This window comes from Acutalibacter caecimuris, from assembly GCF_034335085.1.
Taxonomy (GTDB): domain Bacteria; phylum Bacillota; class Clostridia; order Oscillospirales; family Acutalibacteraceae; genus Acutalibacter; species Acutalibacter caecimuris.
Map to the genome: position 1 here is coordinate 25,981 of NZ_JAWXXJ010000004.1, position 19,431 is coordinate 45,411.

General features: G+C 55.5%; 19 protein-coding genes. 5 read left to right on the plus strand and 14 right to left on the minus strand.

Annotated features, from left to right (window positions below; all coding sequences use genetic code 11):
- Positions 1-7: 7 nt before the first annotated feature.
- The 3 genes from U8U01_RS03515 to U8U01_RS03525 form a co-directional block, all read right to left on the minus strand.
- A complete protein-coding gene (locus U8U01_RS03515) occupies positions 8-1,012 on the minus strand; it encodes a DUF4097 family beta strand repeat-containing protein (protein ID WP_322170445.1) in 1,005 nt (334 codons plus the stop codon).
- Positions 1,013-1,067: 55 nt separating this feature from the next.
- Positions 1,068-1,766: a permease prefix domain 1-containing protein gene (locus U8U01_RS03520; protein ID WP_322170448.1), complete on the minus strand. Its 699-nt coding sequence runs from the start codon at positions 1,764-1,766 to the stop codon at positions 1,068-1,070.
- Positions 1,767-1,832: 66 nt separating this feature from the next.
- On the minus strand, positions 1,833-2,165 hold the full coding sequence (locus U8U01_RS03525) for a PadR family transcriptional regulator (protein WP_322170451.1): 333 nt from the start codon (positions 2,163-2,165) through the stop codon (positions 1,833-1,835).
- On the opposite strand from U8U01_RS03525, the gene U8U01_RS03530 reads away from it, so the two are divergent.
- The 3 genes from U8U01_RS03530 to U8U01_RS03540 all read left to right on the plus strand — a co-directional run bounded on the left by U8U01_RS03530 (position 2,133) and on the right by U8U01_RS03540 (position 4,604).
- Positions 2,133-3,044, plus strand: coding sequence for a formate/nitrite transporter family protein (locus U8U01_RS03530; RefSeq protein WP_322170453.1), 912 nt, complete (start codon positions 2,133-2,135; stop codon positions 3,042-3,044). The genes U8U01_RS03525 and U8U01_RS03530 overlap by 33 nt on opposite strands.
- Before the next feature lie 254 nt (positions 3,045-3,298).
- Positions 3,299-3,670 (plus strand): hypothetical protein, encoded by a 372-nt coding sequence (locus U8U01_RS03535; protein ID WP_322170455.1) that lies wholly within the window; start codon positions 3,299-3,301, stop codon positions 3,668-3,670.
- A gap of 181 nt (positions 3,671-3,851) precedes the next feature.
- Positions 3,852-4,604 (plus strand): AAC(3) family N-acetyltransferase, encoded by a 753-nt coding sequence (locus U8U01_RS03540; RefSeq protein ID WP_322170458.1) that lies wholly within the window; start codon positions 3,852-3,854, stop codon positions 4,602-4,604.
- Between the two features lie 290 nt (positions 4,605-4,894).
- Here the strand turns inward: U8U01_RS03540 and U8U01_RS03545 are convergent, their stop codons facing one another.
- The 7 genes from U8U01_RS03545 to U8U01_RS03575 all read right to left on the minus strand — a co-directional run bounded on the left by U8U01_RS03545 (position 4,895) and on the right by U8U01_RS03575 (position 10,230).
- Positions 4,895-5,956, minus strand: coding sequence for a type IV pilus twitching motility protein PilT (locus U8U01_RS03545; RefSeq protein WP_322170462.1), 1,062 nt, complete (start codon positions 5,954-5,956; stop codon positions 4,895-4,897).
- 217 nt (positions 5,957-6,173) lie between these two features.
- Entirely contained in the window at positions 6,174-6,593 is a 420-nt protein-coding gene (locus U8U01_RS03550; RefSeq protein ID WP_322170467.1) for a hypothetical protein, read from the minus strand.
- Entirely contained in the window at positions 6,586-7,017 is a 432-nt protein-coding gene (locus U8U01_RS03555; protein WP_322170469.1) for a hypothetical protein, read from the minus strand. The genes U8U01_RS03550 and U8U01_RS03555 overlap by 8 nt, the downstream gene beginning before the upstream one ends.
- Positions 7,014-7,499 carry a DUF4860 domain-containing protein gene (locus tag U8U01_RS03560; RefSeq protein WP_322170471.1) on the minus strand — a complete coding sequence of 162 codons (486 nt, stop codon included), beginning with the start codon at positions 7,497-7,499 and terminating at the stop codon, positions 7,014-7,016. The genes U8U01_RS03555 and U8U01_RS03560 overlap by 4 nt, the downstream gene beginning before the upstream one ends.
- The gene (locus U8U01_RS03565) at positions 7,496-7,819 is read right to left on the minus strand and encodes a hypothetical protein (protein WP_322170474.1); all 324 of its coding nucleotides are present in this window, start codon (positions 7,817-7,819) and stop codon (positions 7,496-7,498) included. Before U8U01_RS03565 ends, U8U01_RS03560 begins: the two co-directional genes overlap by 4 nt.
- 4 nt (positions 7,820-7,823) lie before the next feature.
- Entirely contained in the window at positions 7,824-8,867 is a 1,044-nt protein-coding gene (locus tag U8U01_RS03570) for a type II secretion system F family protein (protein WP_322170476.1), read from the minus strand.
- Between the two features lie 355 nt (positions 8,868-9,222).
- Positions 9,223-10,230 (minus strand): transglutaminase family protein, encoded by a 1,008-nt coding sequence (locus U8U01_RS03575; RefSeq protein ID WP_322170479.1) that lies wholly within the window; start codon positions 10,228-10,230, stop codon positions 9,223-9,225.
- Positions 10,231-10,898: 668 nt separating this feature from the next.
- Between U8U01_RS03575 and U8U01_RS03580 the strand changes: the two genes are divergently transcribed.
- A complete protein-coding gene (locus tag U8U01_RS03580; RefSeq protein ID WP_322170482.1) occupies positions 10,899-12,104 on the plus strand; it encodes an SPM autocatalytic domain-containing protein in 1,206 nt (401 codons plus the stop codon).
- A gap of 144 nt (positions 12,105-12,248) precedes the next feature.
- Here the strand turns inward: U8U01_RS03580 and U8U01_RS03585 are convergent, their stop codons facing one another.
- The 4 genes from U8U01_RS03585 to hisH form a co-directional block, all read right to left on the minus strand.
- Positions 12,249-12,521: a hypothetical protein gene (locus U8U01_RS03585; protein ID WP_322170485.1), complete on the minus strand. Its 273-nt coding sequence runs from the start codon at positions 12,519-12,521 to the stop codon at positions 12,249-12,251.
- A gap of 126 nt (positions 12,522-12,647) precedes the next feature.
- Positions 12,648-13,517 (minus strand): M15 family metallopeptidase, encoded by an 870-nt coding sequence (locus U8U01_RS03590; protein ID WP_322170488.1) that lies wholly within the window; start codon positions 13,515-13,517, stop codon positions 12,648-12,650.
- Positions 13,518-13,617: 100 nt separating this feature from the next.
- Positions 13,618-14,385, minus strand: coding sequence for an imidazole glycerol phosphate synthase subunit HisF (gene hisF, locus U8U01_RS03595; RefSeq protein WP_322170491.1), 768 nt, complete (start codon positions 14,383-14,385; stop codon positions 13,618-13,620).
- 137 nt (positions 14,386-14,522) lie between these two features.
- Complete coding sequence (gene hisH, locus U8U01_RS03600) at positions 14,523-15,137, minus strand: imidazole glycerol phosphate synthase subunit HisH (RefSeq protein WP_322170494.1); 615 nt, start codon at positions 15,135-15,137, stop codon at positions 14,523-14,525.
- 164 nt (positions 15,138-15,301) lie between these two features.
- Between hisH and U8U01_RS03605 the strand changes: the two genes are divergently transcribed.
- Complete coding sequence (locus tag U8U01_RS03605) at positions 15,302-19,354, plus strand: efflux RND transporter permease subunit (protein WP_322170496.1); 4,053 nt, start codon at positions 15,302-15,304, stop codon at positions 19,352-19,354.
- Positions 19,355-19,431 lie beyond the last annotated feature (77 nt).

Here is a 19,431-nt window from a genome sequence, read left to right on the forward strand (position 1 = left end):
CAAACTGTTACCTGGCCCGATCCACAGCCATTTCGCCGGATGTGGTATTCATTTTGATCTCCGCCTCACCGGAACCACAGCGGGATTTACCACCAACTGTTTCCATACTAAAATCCGAGCGGAACTCGCCAGACACACTGGAATGGTCTACCGTAAAACCGGAACCTGCCGGCAAGTACAACAGTAACCCGCCGGAAACCGAATTCATGTCAGCATTCTCAGGGCAGTTGCCTAAGGTAGCGGCCATGTTGCCAGATACCGTATCGAAACACAGTTCCTCTGCCGTACCCTTATACTGGCAATCTCCGGAAACCGTATGAACCTGCAACTCCTGTGTGGCCCCCCCGGTCACTGCCACGCCACCGCTTACCGTATTAATGTTCAACTCCTCACCACCGGCAATGTCCTCCAAAATCACATCACCGGAAACGCTATTGACGCCCATATAGTCTACCGCCGTACAGTCCGTAAGGATCAAATAGCCGCTGACTGTGGAGGCTGTTACCTCTTCCGCGCTGCACCCGTCCACTGTCAGGTCATCGGAAGTATTCTCCACCTGCAACACCACCAGGTTTTTCGCCAAGTCCGGGGGCAGCAATACTTCCAGCTCCTTATCCAGCAAGCCAAACCAGCCACCCAGGTTCACGTTGAACCAACGTCGGAACCACTGGTTATCCCAACGCACTGTCAGCTTTCCAGATTTGACACTTACATCCATCCGCTGGCCCTCGTCCAGTTTTTTTGCACTACGCTCGGTCACGTGGATTTTGCTGTCCGGGCTCACGCCCACTGAAACCGGGCCGGTCAGCCAGGAGATTTCCACCGCATTCACCTCTGCCTCCACGGGGTCTATGTCGCGGGTGTTCACATTGTTGCGTACCCGCTCCTTCCCGCTCTCGCCAAACCCAAAGTTATCGGCAGACAGCCCGGCCATCAGCACAAGGGTGAAGAACAATGCGGCCGCCCCACAGGTGATGATCAGGAATATCTGTGATTTTTTCAGTTTTTTCATAATCTCCTCCCATATTCTCTTTCATAATCGCCTTGTAAACCAGGCCTTTTCCCGCTCATATCCTATCCTTATCCATGATAGACTTTAGCAGCGTATTGACGATCACATCCACTGCCGGGGCGATCAGGAAGATCACCCACGTGATGTACCATTTGCCTGTGGCAAAGCTTAACAGGAAATATACTGCCAGTACCAATGGCCAGAACGCCCCATTGAAGGCAGCTATCCAGTGCTTTTTCTTAGCCTTGCGGCCCTGCCACTGGCGGAAGTCCTGCACCACCGTGCCGGGAACGGGCTGGGGAACGGTGGGATGGGTAAATTTGTCGTAGACCAGCAGGCCCACGCCAATGGCGATCATCACAAACATACCCACAGGGCCCAGCACTTCCCCGCCCCAGTCACCGAACATCTCCCCACCCACAATGGGCGGCACCACGCTGAGCACGAACAGCATCACCGCTGCCATCCGTACAATTGCCCGCCTCTGGTCCGGCTGGGGCTGGGGATAAAAGACCGGCTGGGGTACAGGCTGGCCGTTTTCATCATCCTCCAACTGGGCAAACAACTCCCGCACATCGCCAATGCTCATCACCGTCAGGTTAAAAGCTTCCTCTGGCTCTTTGCCCTCGCCCACCAGGGCATAGTATTTATCAATAAGGTTTTGGGTCAACTCAATCTTTAGTTCATAAGCCCGCTGGGTACGGGGTGCGCTTTCAAAAAGCTGGTCCATGTATTCACGGATCTTGTATTCCATAGTTTTTCTCCCTTTCATTTTGATTGCCAATCGTTTCCAGCCCTGTTCATTACCCTGCTAAGTATGTCAGCCTTCCGGCATAATAAGCTGTTGCAAAAGCTGTTTGGACTGCTCCCACTCAGCCACCATACGGTAATACTGATCCATCCCGGCCTGGGTAATGGAGTAATACCGCCGGCGGGCCCCGGTATTTTCATCACCCCAATATGAGGTGATGCAGCCCGTCTGTTCCAGCCGGCGGAAGGCGGTGTACAGCGTAGCCTCTTTAAGTTCATACGCCCCGCCGGTTTTTTCCTGAATAGCGCGGTTGATCTTATACCCGTAGCTGTCCCCCTTAAGCAGTTGGGCCAGTATGATGGTATCCGTATGCCCGCGTATCACATCCGACGCAATGGACATCGTATCCCTCCTTTTCTGAAATTCATTATAGCGCAATATACCTCACCTGTCAATGTATCTTTGCAAGAAAATGCTTACAGATTTCTTTCAGAATACCCACCCAACTTTCTTCCTGCCCCTATCAGGCAAAAGTGCATCAGGTTCGCTGGCCTTCCGCTTATATGCAACTCCAAAACAGTTCAAGGCATTGCAATTCTCATCCCGCTCAGCTATAATAAGAAGAAAACCGAAACGAGGCACCATATGAAACATTTTGTCACTTTCCTATACGCTGTCCTGGCCGGGGTGGCTATCTCCATTGGGGGGGCAGCTTTTTTGGCCAGCGAAAGCCGGGCTGTAGGGGCAGCGCTGTTCACGGTGGGGCTGTTCACGGTGTGCACCCTGGGGCTGAACCTATTTACCGGCAAGGTCTGCTACATATTGGAGAACCCGCCAGCCTATCTGGCCCAATGCGGGCTCATCTGGCTGGGAAACCTAACTGGCGCTACGGTGTGTGGCTGGGCGTTACGCCTCACCCGGCTGGATTGGGCAGAAAAAGCCGCCTCCATTTCCCAGACAAAGCTGGGGGATTCTCCTTTGAGTATCTTTATTCTGTCGGTGTTTTGCAATATCCTCATCTACCTGGCGGTAGAAAGTTACAAAAGCAACCCTCACCAGTTGGGCAAGTACCTGGGCCTGTTCTTTGGGGTGACGGTGTTTGTGATGGTAGGCTTTGAACACTGCGTCGCCAATATGTTCTACTTCTCTGTGGCCGGGGCCTGGGGGCCAAAAACGGTGGGCTATGTACTGCTGATGACCGCCGGTAACTCGATAGGCGGGCTGCTATTCCCCCTGTGCAAAATATTGAAGGAGAAAGCGGACAGTTCGGGAAAGAGCTGATTTCTTCCCATTATTTCCTTTCTTTCTGTTGACATTGACCTTTCCGTATAGTATTCTATTGATGGAATTAGCCAAACTTCACTCATGAAAGGTGATATGTTATGAGGAAAAGTGCAAAAATTGCATTAGTTGCCATAACGTTGTGCAATATTCTCCTGTTGGCTGGGGCGGGGTGGCTGCTCTTCCACGCGCAAACCCAGACACCCTTCAACCTAAGGGATATCTCCACTGAAACTCACGGTATGGTGGGGTTTATGCGGTATTCTGCCCTTCAGGCCAAGCTGGAGACACAGCCAGTTGACGGCCTGAACTTTGCGTATCTGGGGCTTACGCCCGGAGGGGACGCTCTGTATGACACATTGCAATTCCGGCGCACCATTAGTCGAGATAGTGTGTTTCAGTCAGGAGATCTATCCAGCAAGTACAAGATCCTATGGTATTGCGAAGAGGAGAGCTGCTGGTACCTGATTTTTGACCCCTGCCCCATGCAGGCGCTGTCCTCTCAGGAACTGCCCGCCGGAGAGGAAACGGTAGAATATCTGGTACCCCATGGGCTACTGGCGCATCCAGGTCGGTATGGCCTTTCCGTTGCCGGGCTGTGGAACTTTGAATTTACCGTATCATAGGGGCGCTTGCCCCCCTATAAAGGACCTGTATCCTTTCCGAAAACGCCTGGTAAGCGTTTTCCGGCTATGAATACAGGCCCTTTTTCATTTTTTCAAGTTTAGGGCTTGATTTTGCTCCCGTAAAATGGTATGCTGAAACCCTCACCCGGGGAGAACATTATACACAAAGGAGCGCCTGCTTATGCCAAACCAATCATCCGAATTCACTACACTGTTGCAAGACCTCCGTGCCCTGGGTATCCAACCTGGGGATGCAGTGCTGGTCCACTCCTCCATGAAAGCCCTGGGCACCAGCCTTGCCCCTGAGGAAGTTATTACCTGCTTACAGGAGGCTGTAGGCGATGCCGGCACCCTACTTATACCCGCCCTAACCTACGAAAACGTCAATGCCCAGCACCCCGACTTTCATAGTGAAACCACCCCGCCTTGTATCGGCCTGCTGCCCACCACCTTTTGGCGTATGCCTGGGGTAGAACGCAGCCTAAACCCCACCCACTCGGTGTGTGCCCGGGGACGGCTGGCCCACCGGCTCACTGTGGGCCATGAGATGGACAGCACTGCTGTAGGGCCCCACTCGCCTTTTATGCAGTTGGCGGTAGTGGGAGGCAAGCTGCTGTTTATCGGCGACGTTCTTCATGCCTGTACCTTCCTGCATGGGGTGGAAGAAATGGTGCAGCCGCCCTACTTGCGGCCGGTAACGGCCCAGTATACCGTAAATGGCGCGCCCCGAACCTACACGGACATGAATGACTTTGGCTGGGGCCAGGAGTTCCAGCGCATTGGCGATATGCTGGAGGAGCCGGATATCATCCGGGGCAAGCTGCTGCACGCCAACAGTTTCCTGATCGACACCAGGGCCCTATTGGCTGTGGGGCTGATGGAAATGCGTGCCAACCCCTATACCTTTGTCACCGACATTTCCAAGTGGGTCTAGAACCCAACATCACCTATAAAAAAAGCGGAGCGCCCACCCAGCGCTCCGCTTTCTCTATTACCTGCAAATCTCCCAGACCCGTTATATATTCCCCCAACCTATAATTTAAAACGAAATGCGCATGGCCCTAGGGCTTGTTTGAAAATAGAGGAAATGACGGATTTTTGACCAGAAACGGTTAGATTCAAGGAGAAAACCGCAAGTAATACTTGCGTATTACGAGGATTTTCGACGCAGAAGATGGTTGTTTCTGGGTAAAAAGACGGCGTTTTCGATTTTTCAAACAAGCCCTAGCCCAACCGCCGCCGCATGGTTTCGGGGTTATCGGCGTAATCTAAAGCCGTTTGTTTGTCAATAGTGCCAGCCTGGTAGAGGCGGAGGATAGAGGTGTCCATACTCACCATACCGGCGGCACCACCAGAGGCAATGGCCCCATCGATCTGCGGGGTTTTGCTGCCATCGCGGATCATATTGCGGATGGCACCGTTGATCAGCATGATTTCATAGGCTGGCACCAGCCCACCTGACTTATCTGGCAAAAGCTGCTGGCTGACCACAGCCTGCAACACCATAGAAAGCTGCACCCGCACCTGCCCCTGCTGCTCTCCGGGGAAAGTGTCCACGATACGGTCGATGGTATTCACCGCGCCTTTGGTATGCAGGGTGGCAATGAGCAGGTGGCCCGTTTCCGCAGCCGTCATAGCGGTACGGATGGTTTCGTGATCCCGCATTTCCCCCAGCAGCATCACGTCAGGGGCTTGGCGCAAGCAAGCCCGCAACGCTGCCAGATAGTCGTGGGTGTCAATGGCAATCTCCCGCTGGCTGACGATGCTCTTATTATTCCGATGCAGGTGCTCAATGGGATCCTCCAGCGTGATCACATGAGCCTCCCGGGTTTTGTTGATGCGGTCGATAATACACGCCTGGGTCGTGGATTTCCCGCTGCCCGCCGTGCCTGTGACCAGCACCATACCGTGGGTCAAATCTGCCAGATTCATCACACCCTCCGGGATATGCAGGCTGCGCCAATCAGGGATGTCAAAGGCTACCACCCGCACCACGGCAGCCATAGACCCACGCTGCTTGTAGGCATTCACCCTGAAACGCGCGATACCCGGCACCGCACAGGAAAAGTCATCGTCCCCAACCTCCTCAAACCGTTGGATGGGCCGCTTGGCGATGGCGTACAACTGGCTGATAAGTTCTTTCGTATGCTGGGGGTAAAGCATTTCCTCGCTGATCTTGTGCATCCGCTTATCCAGCTTTTCGCACACCGCGCTGCCGCTGATGATAAACAAGTCCGACGCTCCGTCCTCTACCGCCTGTTTCAGGTATACTTCTACATTCTCCAATTTGGTGCCCTCCTGGATGTATTATGTTCTGCCGGGGAAAGCCACCGCCGGCCCACAGGGATGCGGCCCCCGTGCTCTGCTAAAAGCAGTATGTCCTTTGATTTCTACACTGCATTCTAAAAGCTCTCTCCATGCTTTTGGCCAGCGGGTGGGGTACCCATGTGTGTCTATAGCCTTATTCCTTCCCTGCGTTTGTGGCATTCCGCCTGGGCCTTGGCTAATCTACTCCCTCTTCGCCGTCCCATACCACCATATCATCAGAGCCTTCCCATTCCACCGTAGATATCACCTGCCAACGCAGGATCTCCACATTCCCAGCATTGGCCCGCAACTCCACCTGTAGGGCCTGGGTGCCGGAAATAGGGCAGGCATATGCATAGCCTTCCGCTGTTTCCGCAACCCCCGCCGGAACCTCCCCCAGCCGCAGCCGGGCCAGGATTTCCTGGGCTTGGGCATCGGCGGCATAGTAATCGCTTACCGCTTTGGCCGAGGCATCTCCCAGCCGCTGGTCGGCCCGCACGGTAGACAGGCTTAGCAAAGCAAATACTGTCAGGCTCAACACCGCAAACACCACCAGCAGGGAACTGCCCCCTAGCGCCGGTGGCGAAAACCCATGTTTCCCTTCCCGGTCAGCCATTGGCACTGCCCCCTTTCTGCCAAGCAAATGTCAGGCTGTACAACTCCTTGCCACTTTCCTCCTCATAGGCCCGCACCTCAGCCCGGCCCAGGGTAGAAAGTTCCTCCGGCAGCAGCCGGGCCTCCAGGCGGTACGCCGCGGGCGCGTCTGTCTGCAGGCCCTCTCCGTCATAATAGAGCACCGCCGGGGCGGAGAGCTTCCCCTCCCCAGCCAGAGAGGGGCCCCCATTGCGCCGGTAATATTCATAGGATTTCACCTGCTCGGCCAGGTTTTGGCACAGCAGCACCGCCTGGTCCCGCCGCTGGGCCTGCCGGGACATACCGTCTGAGAGGACGAAAGCCTGCAAGCACAAAGCCGCCGCCAGGGCGAACACCAAGATCATCACCATCTGCTCCATCATCACCAAAGGCGCTTTGCTTTTCACCAGGTCCTCCACTCCTTTCCACCCCGCAGGCTGATTTCTATCTGGTCCGTAACGCTGTCCACCGTTAAACGCATACGCAGGCAGCCATTGTAGTCCAAGTCCAGTTCCAGGCCCTGGGCCTCCATAATGTATTCCCCTGCCTCCGGGCCCAGGCCGTTGGCCGGGTCGCTGTAAAGTTCCATCAGCCAACCATCATACACATAGATGCGGGTGACATTCTCGCTGCCATCCCGTAGCTGCAAAGCCGGAACACCGTCAAAATCTGCTATCTCCACACTGCCCGCCACATCTGCCTGCCGCACCCGCTGGGCCAAATATTGGGTGCCCGTACGCTGGGCATAGGCCTCATTGTCCCTGCTGGTCAGGCGGCGGTAGGCGTCGGCCCCGGTGAGCAGCACCATCAAAATACACACAGCAAATACCGCAAACAGCAACAGTGCGGCGATACCATCCAAATTATGTTTCACCGTAGTTTTTTTCATGATGTTTTTTCCATTACCGTAATATTCGGCATCAGGTTCTCGGCAAAGGCGTTGTAAAACACCTCATACCGTTCCCGGTCAATCTGCACGCCGTAATGCTCTTCCAGATACTCCAAATTGGTGGGGTAAGCCCCCTCGGTGGCATAGCAGGCCACGCAGCCTTTACGCAGGGCGTTTTCCAACTGGCGCAGCCCCTCGGCGGACTGGCCACTTTCCAGGCTGCCTAGCGCCGTTATGAACACCGCCAGCACCAGCCCGGCGGCTAAGGTCATCAGCAAGGGTTTCATGGCCCCGAACCAGCGGGGCTGCCTCCTGCCCACGGCCTCACCCTATAGCCGCCATGATGTTCATGAGCGGCAACATCACAGAGAGCAAAATCATCCCCACCAGGACTGAGCACACTAAAACCAGCGCGGGCTCCACCCGGCTCACCCGGTCCTCCAGGGCAGTTTCGCTCTCCTGGGCCAAATCCCTGGCCAGCTTTTCCATAGCGGTATCCGCCGCGCCACTGCGCTGGCCCAGCTCCAGCAGGCGGCACTGGGCTGCGGGCAACAGACCACTGGCTTTCATAGCTGTGCTAAGGCTTTCGCCATTGTCCAGTTGATCCCGGCACTGCGTGCACCGGGCCTGGGCTGCGGGGATGTCTGCCATCAGTTCCCCAGCCAGGGTGACGGCTTCTTCCATCGGCAGGCCACTGGCCATACCCATAGAAAGCGCCTGGGCTACACGGGCATTATTCATCATGCGGGAAAGGCCTTTGTCCCCCCGCTTGCCCCGCCATAGGGCCATCACTTTCTCTCTAAAGCCACTCACTGCCGCAAACAGGCCAAAAAACACTACCACCAATGCCAACAGCACCAGCAGTACGGGCATAGCCCCGTCCAGCCATTGCCCAATGGCCAGTAACCCCCCGGCCACACCGGTGAGCCGCCCGCCCAAAGAGGCATATACGTCCTCGAAAATGGGCAGCACCTGCACCAGCAGCACCGTGATGACCACCAGCATCAGGGCCAACATCACCGCGGGGTACAACAGCGCACTACGTACCCGCCGGTCTAACCTGGCCCGCTCCTCGTAATACTGGGAAAGCGCTGCCAAGGCGTCCTCCAGCCGGCCAGACTGTTCCCCTACCTGCACCAGCCCGCATACATACACCGGGAACCGCCCGGTTTCCTTCATGATGGCCGAAAGGGGAAGGCCCTCGTCCGCCTTTTGGGACATGAGCGCAAACAGTTCCTTATCGCCTTCGGCACTTTCTTCCGCCATCAGGGTCAGCCCGTCGCCAGTGCCTACACCAGCGTGCAACAGCATGGAGAGTTCCAGGCACAGGGCAGAAATAGAATCATTGCTCAGGATGTTGTTATTCAAACTTGCCTTTCCTCCTTATGGCCAATCAGCCCATAATAATTCCCCTATATTTTACCGCGAATTCCTGCTTTTGTAAAGAGGAAATCTACTTTGGGTAGTGTTGGAAAGCATTGAGAAAACGCCCCCGGCACCCACACATAGAAATAAATCCCAGCTTTTCAGAAGTAATGGGGATCTTATGAAGGCAGCACCCCGTTCCTCTCCCCAATCCCTGGCCGTTCTCCACACAAAGCTTTCTTTACCCCATCCCACAACAAAAGAGCACCCCCGGCAGGGGCTTTCGCGCCCTGCCGGGGGTATGCTATGCGGTTTGCTTTTTCAACTTCTTAAAGGGGTTCGGGAAAAACTTGGGGCATTAGTACAGCCGTTGGGCATCGTAGTTACTCCCGTCACCAATGTACTTCATAATGGATTTGCTGCTCTTGCCGGTAGAGGCAAAGGTGGGATCCATCCTCTGCCAAGAAGTACCATTGAAGTAAATGGCACTGTTCACCCAGCCGGACTCCTCTGACCACACGTTGATCCAGGCATGGTACACGCTGCCGGCATAGCCCACTACCAGCTTGCAGGGCACGCCCTGGCTGCGGAGCATACCGGTCATCAGGGCTGCGTAGTCAAAGCAGATACCCTTTTTGGCCTTGAGCACCTTATCCAGTTCGGGCAGATAGGTACTGGCCACGGTGCTGGCCTTCTTGGTATCGTACTTAAAGTTCTTTACCACGTAATCATAGATCTTCTGTACCTTCTTCATGGGATCCTTCTCTTTGCCTACCAGCTTTTCCGCCATTGCAATGGTGTCCACCGCATCCTCATAGTCCACATACTGGTTAGGCCGCAGGAAGGGTGCGAACTCATCCGTCAACTGCACACTGGTCTTTAAGGAGAGCACCGTAGCATACTTTGTATTTTTGGTGTTCTGCTCGTACACGCCTACCGTATAGGTACCATTGCCATCAGAGAGAGGGAACGTAGTCCATTCCTTAGCAGGCAGGTCATAGGTATACTTGGTGGTAGGCCCCTGAATAATGACCTTTAGCCGGGTCTTGGTCGTTGTGGTAAAATTTACCATCACGTACCCATCTTTGGTGTTAGAATAGTCGATCCGGGCTTTCTGGTTCTTTTCCACCTTCCTGCCAGAGGCTTCCGGTACCAATAGGTTATGCAAGGCGGCAGGGCCGCTGGCCAGTGCCACTACCTCGTCCTCAATATCCAGATCCTCCAAATCTTCCACGTCCACGGTTTCCACAAAGATTTCCTCGTCCCCGGCAGTGTTGCCCACATCCGGGCTGCCAGTAGTCTGCCCGCAGCCCGCCAGCAAAGCAACCGCCAGCAGAAGGGGCACCATTTTCTTCAAAATACACATATCTTAGCACCTTCCTTTTCGTCGGCGGCCTGTCACGGTCATACCGTTCCGGGCCGTGCATTCTTTTGGTTGTTGTAAGTATACCACAACCCTTGAAAAAATGGAAGTATTTTTCGAGAATTTCTTTTCATTTTACCACTTGTTTTGTAACCAATCTTGTAACCAAACTGCCCGCAGCTTTTTTAACTATTGATAGCATAGCTACAAGCCTCTTTGCAAACTTGCTCTGCAAGTTTTGGCTTTACTGAAAATATCCCGCGGATATTATAGCATAGCTGCAAGCCGCTTTGCGCCTTGCCAAATCGCCAGGGCGATTTGCAAACTTGCTCTGCAAGTTTTGGCTCTACTGAAATACCCTGTGGGTATTATAGCATATCCTGGCAAAATGTGCAAGCCATACCCCAGGATCCCCCTATATTCTATGGGTATCAATAAGCCTGCGATACAGGCATTTTGCCAAAACTCACCTCCCATAGCCTTATGCAGAGTAGCTCCCTTCACGCCAAGTGGAGGATAACTCCTACCTTTCCAGGTTTTTCCCGTCCCGTGTCTTTATTTTTGCCAGGTTTTGCCGATTATATATAGTATACAATTCCCTGAGCGGCGTATCACGCACAGCCAATATGCGGCCTGCCCTTTATTATCCCACCCTTAAGGAGGTCCCTACCATGCGTATTACCCAAAGTTCCGTTTCCATGTATGCATCCCGTTCCTATCAGTCGGAAACAACACAGACTCTCACCCACCTGGATCGTGGCCAGGGGGCCTTTGCGGGCAGCACCCGCATTTCTGTTTCTACTGTGCGCACCAAGCGCCTGGAGGTTGAGGGCGGCATGACCCACTATGTTTCCGGTACCACCGGGCTGCCGGAAGAGCCGGCCCAGCCCATCAGCCAAACCCAAACCGAATCTGCGGGCACTCCCAGGCTGCCTCTTCCCACCCAATCTAAAGACTGGCTAAGCGACATCCAAGCTGAGGTAGAAAAGGACCCCCGCATTCAAATTCTGCGCAAAATGGTGGCCATGCTGGAAAGCATTACCGGCAAGAAGTTCTCCAAAGGCATCCTGGACGCGCCCCGCGCCAAAGGCGACCACTCTGGTTTCGCGGCAGCCTCGGCCAGCTACCTCCGCTCCTCTGCCTGGATGGGCCACATGGAGCTCAGTGTAGGCCAGTCAATGCCCGACGGCATCCGCGCCACGCCTCTTAACGGCTATTGGACCCGCCAGACCGTTGAGTCAGGCTTTGTAAAAGGGGAGGAACATACGGCGTTCACCTCTGCGGGCACTGCCGTTACGGCTGATGGCCGCACCATCAACTTTGGCATGACCCTGGAAATGTCCCGCAGCTTTGAGGCGGCCTATGAGATCGTGGGTAAAGAGGAAATATTCACCGACCCCCTGGTTATCAACCTGGATACCGACGCTGCCTCCCTGTCCGATGTAACCTTCTATTTTGATTTGGACGCCGACGGCAAAGAGGAAGAGATTTCCACCCTGGGCCGGGGCAGCGGCTTTTTGGCCCTGGATAAGAACGGCGACGGCAAGATCAACGACGGTTCCGAACTCTTCGGCGCGAAAACCGGCAACGGCTTTGCCGAACTGGCCCAGTATGACCAGGACGGCAACGGCTGGATCGACGAAGGCGACGAAGTATTCTCTAAGCTTTCCGTATGGATGAAGTGCGGCTCCGGCGAGGCCAAACTTATTTCTTTAAAAGATGCCGGTGTGGGCGCCATCTTCCTGGGCAGCCAAGGCACCCAATTTTCCCTGACAGATGCCTCCGGCTCCGAAAACGCCCGCATTCGCCGTACCGGCCTCTACTTGAAAGAAAACGGCCAGGCCGGCACCGTCCAGCATGTGGACTTTAAGGCTTAACGGCTCTCCTTCTTAAAAAAGGACACCCATAAGGTGTCCTTTTTCTTTTCGGGTTTCCAGCGGTTGAAAGATTCCCCAAGCCTTCAAGTCGGGGGTCAACCAACAGTTGCCGGATTTGCCTGCATTTCCTTTATTCGCTTACTACTATCTTGCTTTATGGTTTTCATACTCGTAAATCAGTAAAAGGGCAGCTTTTCTGTTTTCCTGCGCCTTTATGACCCGTTCGTCCACCCGGCCGTCCGGCGAACCCTTGACCGGCCTACTGACAAACAGGATCACCCCCGCCAACGCCGCCGGAATCAGGAACGCGCCAATATTCACACCCGGTTCCCTGACAAACTGTACCAGCCCTATCAATGACACCACCGCCAGGATCAAGCCCAGCTTTCGTAACACGGTACCCCCTCTCGCTCTCATCCCGTCCTCCCCTTTCAAAATAAAGACAGCCTGCCGCCCCAAAGGCGTTTGGCAGCAGCGCACCCAATGTGTAGGAACGGGTTCCCAAGGTGGCTCCTTTCTGACAAAAACTGCGCCGGAGGTCCCTTACTGGTCATTCAAATAGCTGATGTATTCTTCGAGGCACATAGAACGCTGCTGCATGGCAGAGGCATTTTCAATGCCCACATAGCGCAAAACCGTGGGGTCGCCCTTTACGTTGGTATAGTCCTCTTTGTCATCCGGGTAACGGAACACAAAGCCAAAGCGGCCCATATTGGTTTTTAACCAGGTATAGGTTTTCGACTGGGGGAATGTTTTCTTATCCGCAGCCACCCGCAGGCAAAGCCCCGTCTGAAAGTCGCTTTCCCCAGCCATTGGGATCAATGCCCGGGCGTCAGTTTTGGCCATTACGGCTGTCTGCTGCCCGTTTTCCATTAGTTCCTCTACTTTTTCCTCATAGCGCTTGCCCTGCTCCTCGGCTGAAACATAGCCGTCCGTAAATATCAGCACATAGCCGTCCTCGCTGGCCGCAGCGCTCAACTGACGCAATGCGTCGGTAATACGGGCGTCCACCCGGACACTCTCTATCTGGGCTAAGCGGGGTTCGTACTCAGGGTTGGGCTCCGTTTCACTGATGGTAAACAGGTTCACCTCATTGCCGTATACTGGCAAACCGTTTTCGTCATAGTCGGGCAGGGGCTCCATGCTGGCGTCCGGGTCGTCGGTTGCCACCGTAGGAGTTATCAGTTCCTGGTGAAAATAGGGCACCAGATAAAACCACAGGAAGAATACCGCTACGCCCACCATACCCAGTACGGCTACCGTCGCCACGATCCGCGACCAAAATTTGATGCGCCGCGCCGCCTGATGTTGCGCCTGTTTTTCCTGAGAAACGAACATACTGCGCCGTCCCAACCCCAGTTGTGAGCGGCTGGGGTTGCCGATAGAGTACCGTTTCCTATTGCGCTTTGCCAAAGGGACACCTGCTTTCCGAAGGAGTTCCCCCTTATTATACACGCTTCGCACCAAAAAAGAAACAGCAAAATTGTGAATATCCTGATTTCCAGCCTGTTATTTAGGCCAAAGCCGGGCGTACCGGCACGCCCCTGCCGCTAAGGTAGCCCTTTAGTTGCTGTATACTGACCTCCCCAAAATGAAACAGCGAGGCTGCCAGCACCGCGTCGGCTTTCCCCTGGGTAAAAGCGTCGTAAAAATGGGACAATTCCCCTGCCCCGCCAGAGGCAATCACCGGGATATGCACCGCCTGGGAAATGGCCCGCGTCAGTTCCAGGTCATACCCGGTCTTTACGCCGTCCCGGTCCATACTGGTCAGCAGGATTTCCCCCGCCCCCAGGGCCTGCACCTCCCGGGCCCACTCCACGGCGTCCTTGCCTGTGTCTACCCGGCCGCCGTTTAGGTAAAGGGTCCATCCCCCTTCCGGGCGGCGTTTGGCATCCATGGCCACCACCACACACTGGCTCCCAAACTTCTCCGCCGCCTCCCGGATCAACGCCGGCCGTTGCAGCGCCGCTGAGTTCACCGACACCTTGTCGGCCCCTGCCCGCAGGATAGCCGTAAAGTCCTCCACCCGCCGGATACCGCCCCCCACTGTAAAGGGGATAAAAATGCTCTCCGCCACCTGCTCCACCACATGGGTGATAATATCCCTACTGTCGGCCGAAGCGTTGATGTCCAGCAATACCAGTTCGTCCGCCCCCTGGCGGTCATAGGCTTTTGCTGCCTCCACCGGATCGCCTGCATCCCGCAGGCCCACAAAATTCGTCCCCTTTACCACCCTGCCGTCCTTGATGTCCAAACAGGGGATAATCCGCTTTGCATACATTCCCGGCCACCGCTTTCCACTTTATAGATTGTGGCAAGGCCCATGCCCGCATATTGCGTTTGCCTTCAAGCACGGTTCCCTACCATCAGAAACAAAAAAGCCAAGCCGGCAACTTTCTACCGGCCGGATTACCCGCCTTAGTCCTCCTGAACCCTTCCCGCAAAGTTCCGCAGGATATCCAGCCCCACTGTGCCGCTTTTCTCAGGATGGAACTGGCAGGCAACCAAGTTGCCCCGCTCTACGGCGGTATGTATGCAAGCCCCATAGCTTGCCGTAGCCGTCACCAGCTCTTGTGGGGCCTGCAAGTAGTAAGAGTGCACAAAATAGACATACGGCTCTGCTGGCAGGCCGGCCAGCAGCCAGCCAGGCTGTGACAGGCATAGGGAATTCCAGCCAATATGGGGCACCTTCAGCCCTCTGTCCTCTGGCAGGCGGAGGATTTTCCCTGGCAGCACCCCCATCCCCGGTACGCCGGGGGTTTCCTCGCTGCTTTCAAACAGCACCTGTAGCCCCAGGCAAATGCCTAAAAAGGGCCTTTCCCCGGCTATGTAACGCTTTATGGCAACATCCAGCCCCCGTGCCCGCAGGCCGGCCATTGCCTCCCCAAAGGCCCCGACACCTGGCAACACAGCCCCCGCGCAATCAGCCAGCGCTACAGGGTTGTCCACCACCCGGCAGTTACAGCCAATATGGCGCAAGGCTTTCTCCACGCTTTGCAGATTACCCGCACCGTAGTCAATAATCCCGATCACAATAGTTCACCCCGTTAACTTAGTAAATCAAGTATAGCACAGCCATGGAAAATTTGCAAGACACAAGGAAGTTTTTACAAAAAATTCATCAATCGCTACCGGCGTTCGCTTATACTTTACTCTGATACGTTTTTTGCAATTTCACCCTAGAGAGAAGGTAAGCTATGTTTTCAAGTTTCAGCGTCAGAAAGCCGCTCACCGTGCTGGTGGGCGTGATCATCGCGGTGGTGCTGGGCGTTGTGGCCTTTTCCCGCATGACCCCCGACCTACTGCCAAATATCAACCTGCCCTATGCGGTCATTGTCACCGCCTACCCCGGCGCGACCCCAGAGGAGGTGGAAAACGAAGTGACCCGCCCCATAGAGCAGGCAATGGCTACCCTGGACCATGTGGAGAACATCACCTCCACCTCCCAGGAAAACGCCTCCCAGGTGATGCTACAGCTCACCGATGACGCCAATATGGACACCCTGACCGCCGACATCCGGGAAAAACTCAACTCTGTTTCCGGCAACTGGGGCGATATGGTGGGCACGCCTTATATCATGAAGATCAATCCCAGTATGTTGCCTGTCACCGTGGCAGCTATGGAGATGGAGGGCATGGACAATGTGGCCTTAACCAACCTGCTGGACACAGAACTGCGTACCCGGCTGGAAGGCATTGAAGGCGTAGCCAGCGTATCTGTCAGCGGCAATGTGGAGGAAAGCGTCCGCGTCCGGCTGCGGCAGGACAAGATAGACAGCCTCAATGCCCGGATGAAGGCCAGGCTGGATGAGAAGTTCGGCGAGGCCCAACAGGAAATGGACGACAGCAGCCGGGAAATAGAGGATGGCCTAGCCGAAACCCAGCAACAGGCTGACGAGTTGGCCGGACAGCGTGCCCAACTGGAGCAGGGGCAAAGCCAGTTAGCCCAGCAAGCCGGTCAGGCCCAGGGACAGCTAATCGCTAAAAAAGTGGAGATCGAGTCTGCCAAAGCGCAGATCAATGCCCAGCTTACCACTATGGCCCAAAACCAGGCCCAGTTGGAAACTGCCCTGGAGCAGCTTAAAGGGCTGAAAGCCACTCTCGATCAGCTAAACAGCCAACTGGCCACGGTGGAGCAGGCGATTACAGGGCTTACCGAGTTACAGGCCGGTTACCAGGCCCTGGTGGCCCAGCAGGCCGCACTTAACGAACAACTGGCCCAACTGAATCCAGAAAGCCCCGAATACGCCGCCCTACAGGCTCAACTGGAACAGCTTACTTCTCAACTGGCTGCGGCAGAGGCAGGCTTTGCTGCCTTTGGCATTACCGCTGCTGAGGCCCCCGCCAAGCTGGAGGAACTGGCTGCCAGCCGGGAAACCCTGCAAACCGCCCTGGCCGAGGCTAAAGCGATGGCTGCCGCCGGCGGGGCCAATGTAGAGAATATGGACGCCTCCATTGCCGAGGCGCAGAAAAACCTGGATCAGCTTGTGGCTGCCAGGGCCCAACTGCAAACCACCCTCTCCCAGCTAGATAGCGGCGCGGTAACCGTAGACCAGGCCCTACAGCAACTGTCTGCCCAGCAGACCAGCGGCATGATGCAGATGAGCGCCGGTCTCTCCCAGATTATCTCCGGGCAATCGGCCCTTTCCGCCGCCCAGCAGCAACTGGAAAGCGCCAAAAGCCAACTGGAAACTGCCCGGGAGGATTTCGACAAACAAAAAGAGACTGCCTACAAAAATGCCAACCTGCCCATTACGATGGAGATGGTTTCCCAAATCCTCACTGCCCAGAACTTCTCCATGCCCGCCGGGTATGTGGACCAGCAGGGTGAGCCGTGCATGGTACGGGTGGGCAACAAACTGGAGGATGTGCAGGAACTGGAAAACCTGCTGCTCTTCGACACCGGCACCGACGGCATCGGGAAAATCTACCTGAAGGACGTAGCCGACATTGCCACAGAGAGCAACGCCGACGAGCTTTATGCCAAAATTGACGGGGAAGACGGCCTGCTGCTGTCCTTTACCAAGCAATCCACCTACTCTACGGCCCAGGTTTCCAAAAACATACTGGAGCGGTTCCGGCAGCTATCCGACAGCTACGAGGGCCTGCGCTTTACCCCGCTCTCCGACCAGGGGGACTACATCTATATTGTGGTAGACACCGTACTGCAAAATCTGGTTTTGGGCGCAGCTTTGGCCGTGCTGATTTTGTTGCTATTTTTAAAGGATGTGCGCCCCACCATTGTGATCGCCTGCTCCATCCCCATCTCCCTGCTGGTAGCCATTGTGCTTATGTACTTCTCCGGCATCACCCTCAACGTAATTTCCCTCTCCGGCCTGGCCGTGGGCGTGGGTATGCTGGTGGACAACTCTGTAGTCGTCATTGAGAACATCTACCGCTTACGCAATGAGGGGATGCCTGCCGCCAAAGCCTCGGTGCGGGGGGCCGTGCAGGTAACAGGGGCCATTATTGCCTCTACTCTCACCACGGTATGCGTCTTTTTGCCCATTGTGTTTGTGGAGGGTGTCACCCGGCAACTGTTTACCGATATGGCCTTGACCATCGGCTACTCCCTGCTGGCCAGCCTGTTTGTTGCCATTACCCTGGTGCCGGCTATGACTTCCACCACCCTGAAGGCCAATAATCCCAAAGACCACAAGCTGTTCACCAGGGTGCTGAACGGCTACGAAAAAGTGGCCGGGGCCTCCCTCCGGCATAAATGGGCCTGCCTGATCCTGGCACTGGCTCTGCTGGTTTCCAGCGTGGGGTTGGCCCTGTCCCGGGGGTTCATCTTCATGCCCGCCATGAGCGGCAGCCAGATCACTGTCAGTTTCACCCTGCCCGGCGAGGACGAAGAATCCCATAGCTTTGAACAACGCACTGCCATGTCCGACGCCATTATAGAGCGCATTATGCCCCTGCCCTGCGTAAAAACCGTAGGCGCCATGTCTGGTGGCGATGGGGCCGGTATGATGGGCATGATGGGCGGCGAGGCCGGCGCAGTGTCCATGTACGTAATTTTAGACGAGGCTGCCGGGCTGAAAGACAGCGAAGCCGCCAAAGAAATCGAGGCTGCCTGTGGAGATTTGGACTGCACCGTAAAAGCCCAGGGCTCTATGGACATGAGTGCCTATATGTCTGCCATGAGCGGTTCAGGGGTAGAAATCAAACTGTATGGTGATGACATGGACAGCCTGATCGACGCTGCGGGCGAATTGACTGTGTTGCTGGAGGAGGTAGAGGGCACAGAATCCGCCGCCAGCGACCTGGAGGATTCCACCCCGGAACTGCGCATCGTGGTGGACAAAAACAAGGCCATGGAAAACGGCCTGACTACCGCCCAGGTCTATCAAAGCGTCAGCGCCGCCATAAAGGACAACGCCACAGCCACCGAAATGACCGTGGCTGGCTACGGCCAGGATGTGCTGGTCTTTCACCCCAAAGAGGGCCAGATGACCGAAAGCTACTTAAAAAGCCTGACCATTGACGCCACAGACCCCACCACCGGGGAAACTGAAGAGGTGCCGCTGATCCGCATTGCCCGTTTTGAGGACCACCAAAGCCTCAACGCCATCAACCGGGAGAACCAGAAACGGGTGCTCACCGTCACCGCTACCGTGGCCGAGGGGTACAATGTCAGCCTTGTTACCCAGGACGTGGAGCGGGCTCTCAGCAGCTACACCCCGCCCCAGGGTGTCACCTATGAGATGGCCGGTGAGAACGAAACCATTATGGAGGCTATGAGCCAACTGATGCAAATGGCGGCTTTGGCCATCCTGATCATCTATCTGATTATGGTCATCCAATTCCAGTCCCTTCTGCTGCCGTTTATTGTAATGTTTACCATCCCCCTGGCGTTTACCGGCGGCTTTTTGGCCCTATACCTGTGCGGTATGGAGGTTAGCGTGGTGAGTATGATTGGCTTTATCATGCTGGCGGGCATCATCGTCAACAACGGCATCGTGCTCATTGACTACATCAACCAGCTACGGCTGGAGGGCATGGAGCGCCGGGCCGCCATTTTGTCGGCCGGGCGCACCCGTATGCGGCCTATTTTGATGACCGTGCTTACCACTGTGCTGGGGCTGGTGTTTATGGCGCTGGCTACGGGTATGGGCGCCGAGATGATGCAGCCCATCGCCGTGGTTTGCATTGGCGGCCTGCTGTACGCCACCCTGATGACTCTCTTCGTGGTGCCGGCTATGTACGACATCATGGCCAAGAAAAAGTTGCGGAAGGTAGAGGTATAAGGATCCCCCGCGGCTGGGGCTTTGCCCCAGCCCATACTGGAGCATAGGGGGCTGGAAAAGGCCGGTATTATCGCGGC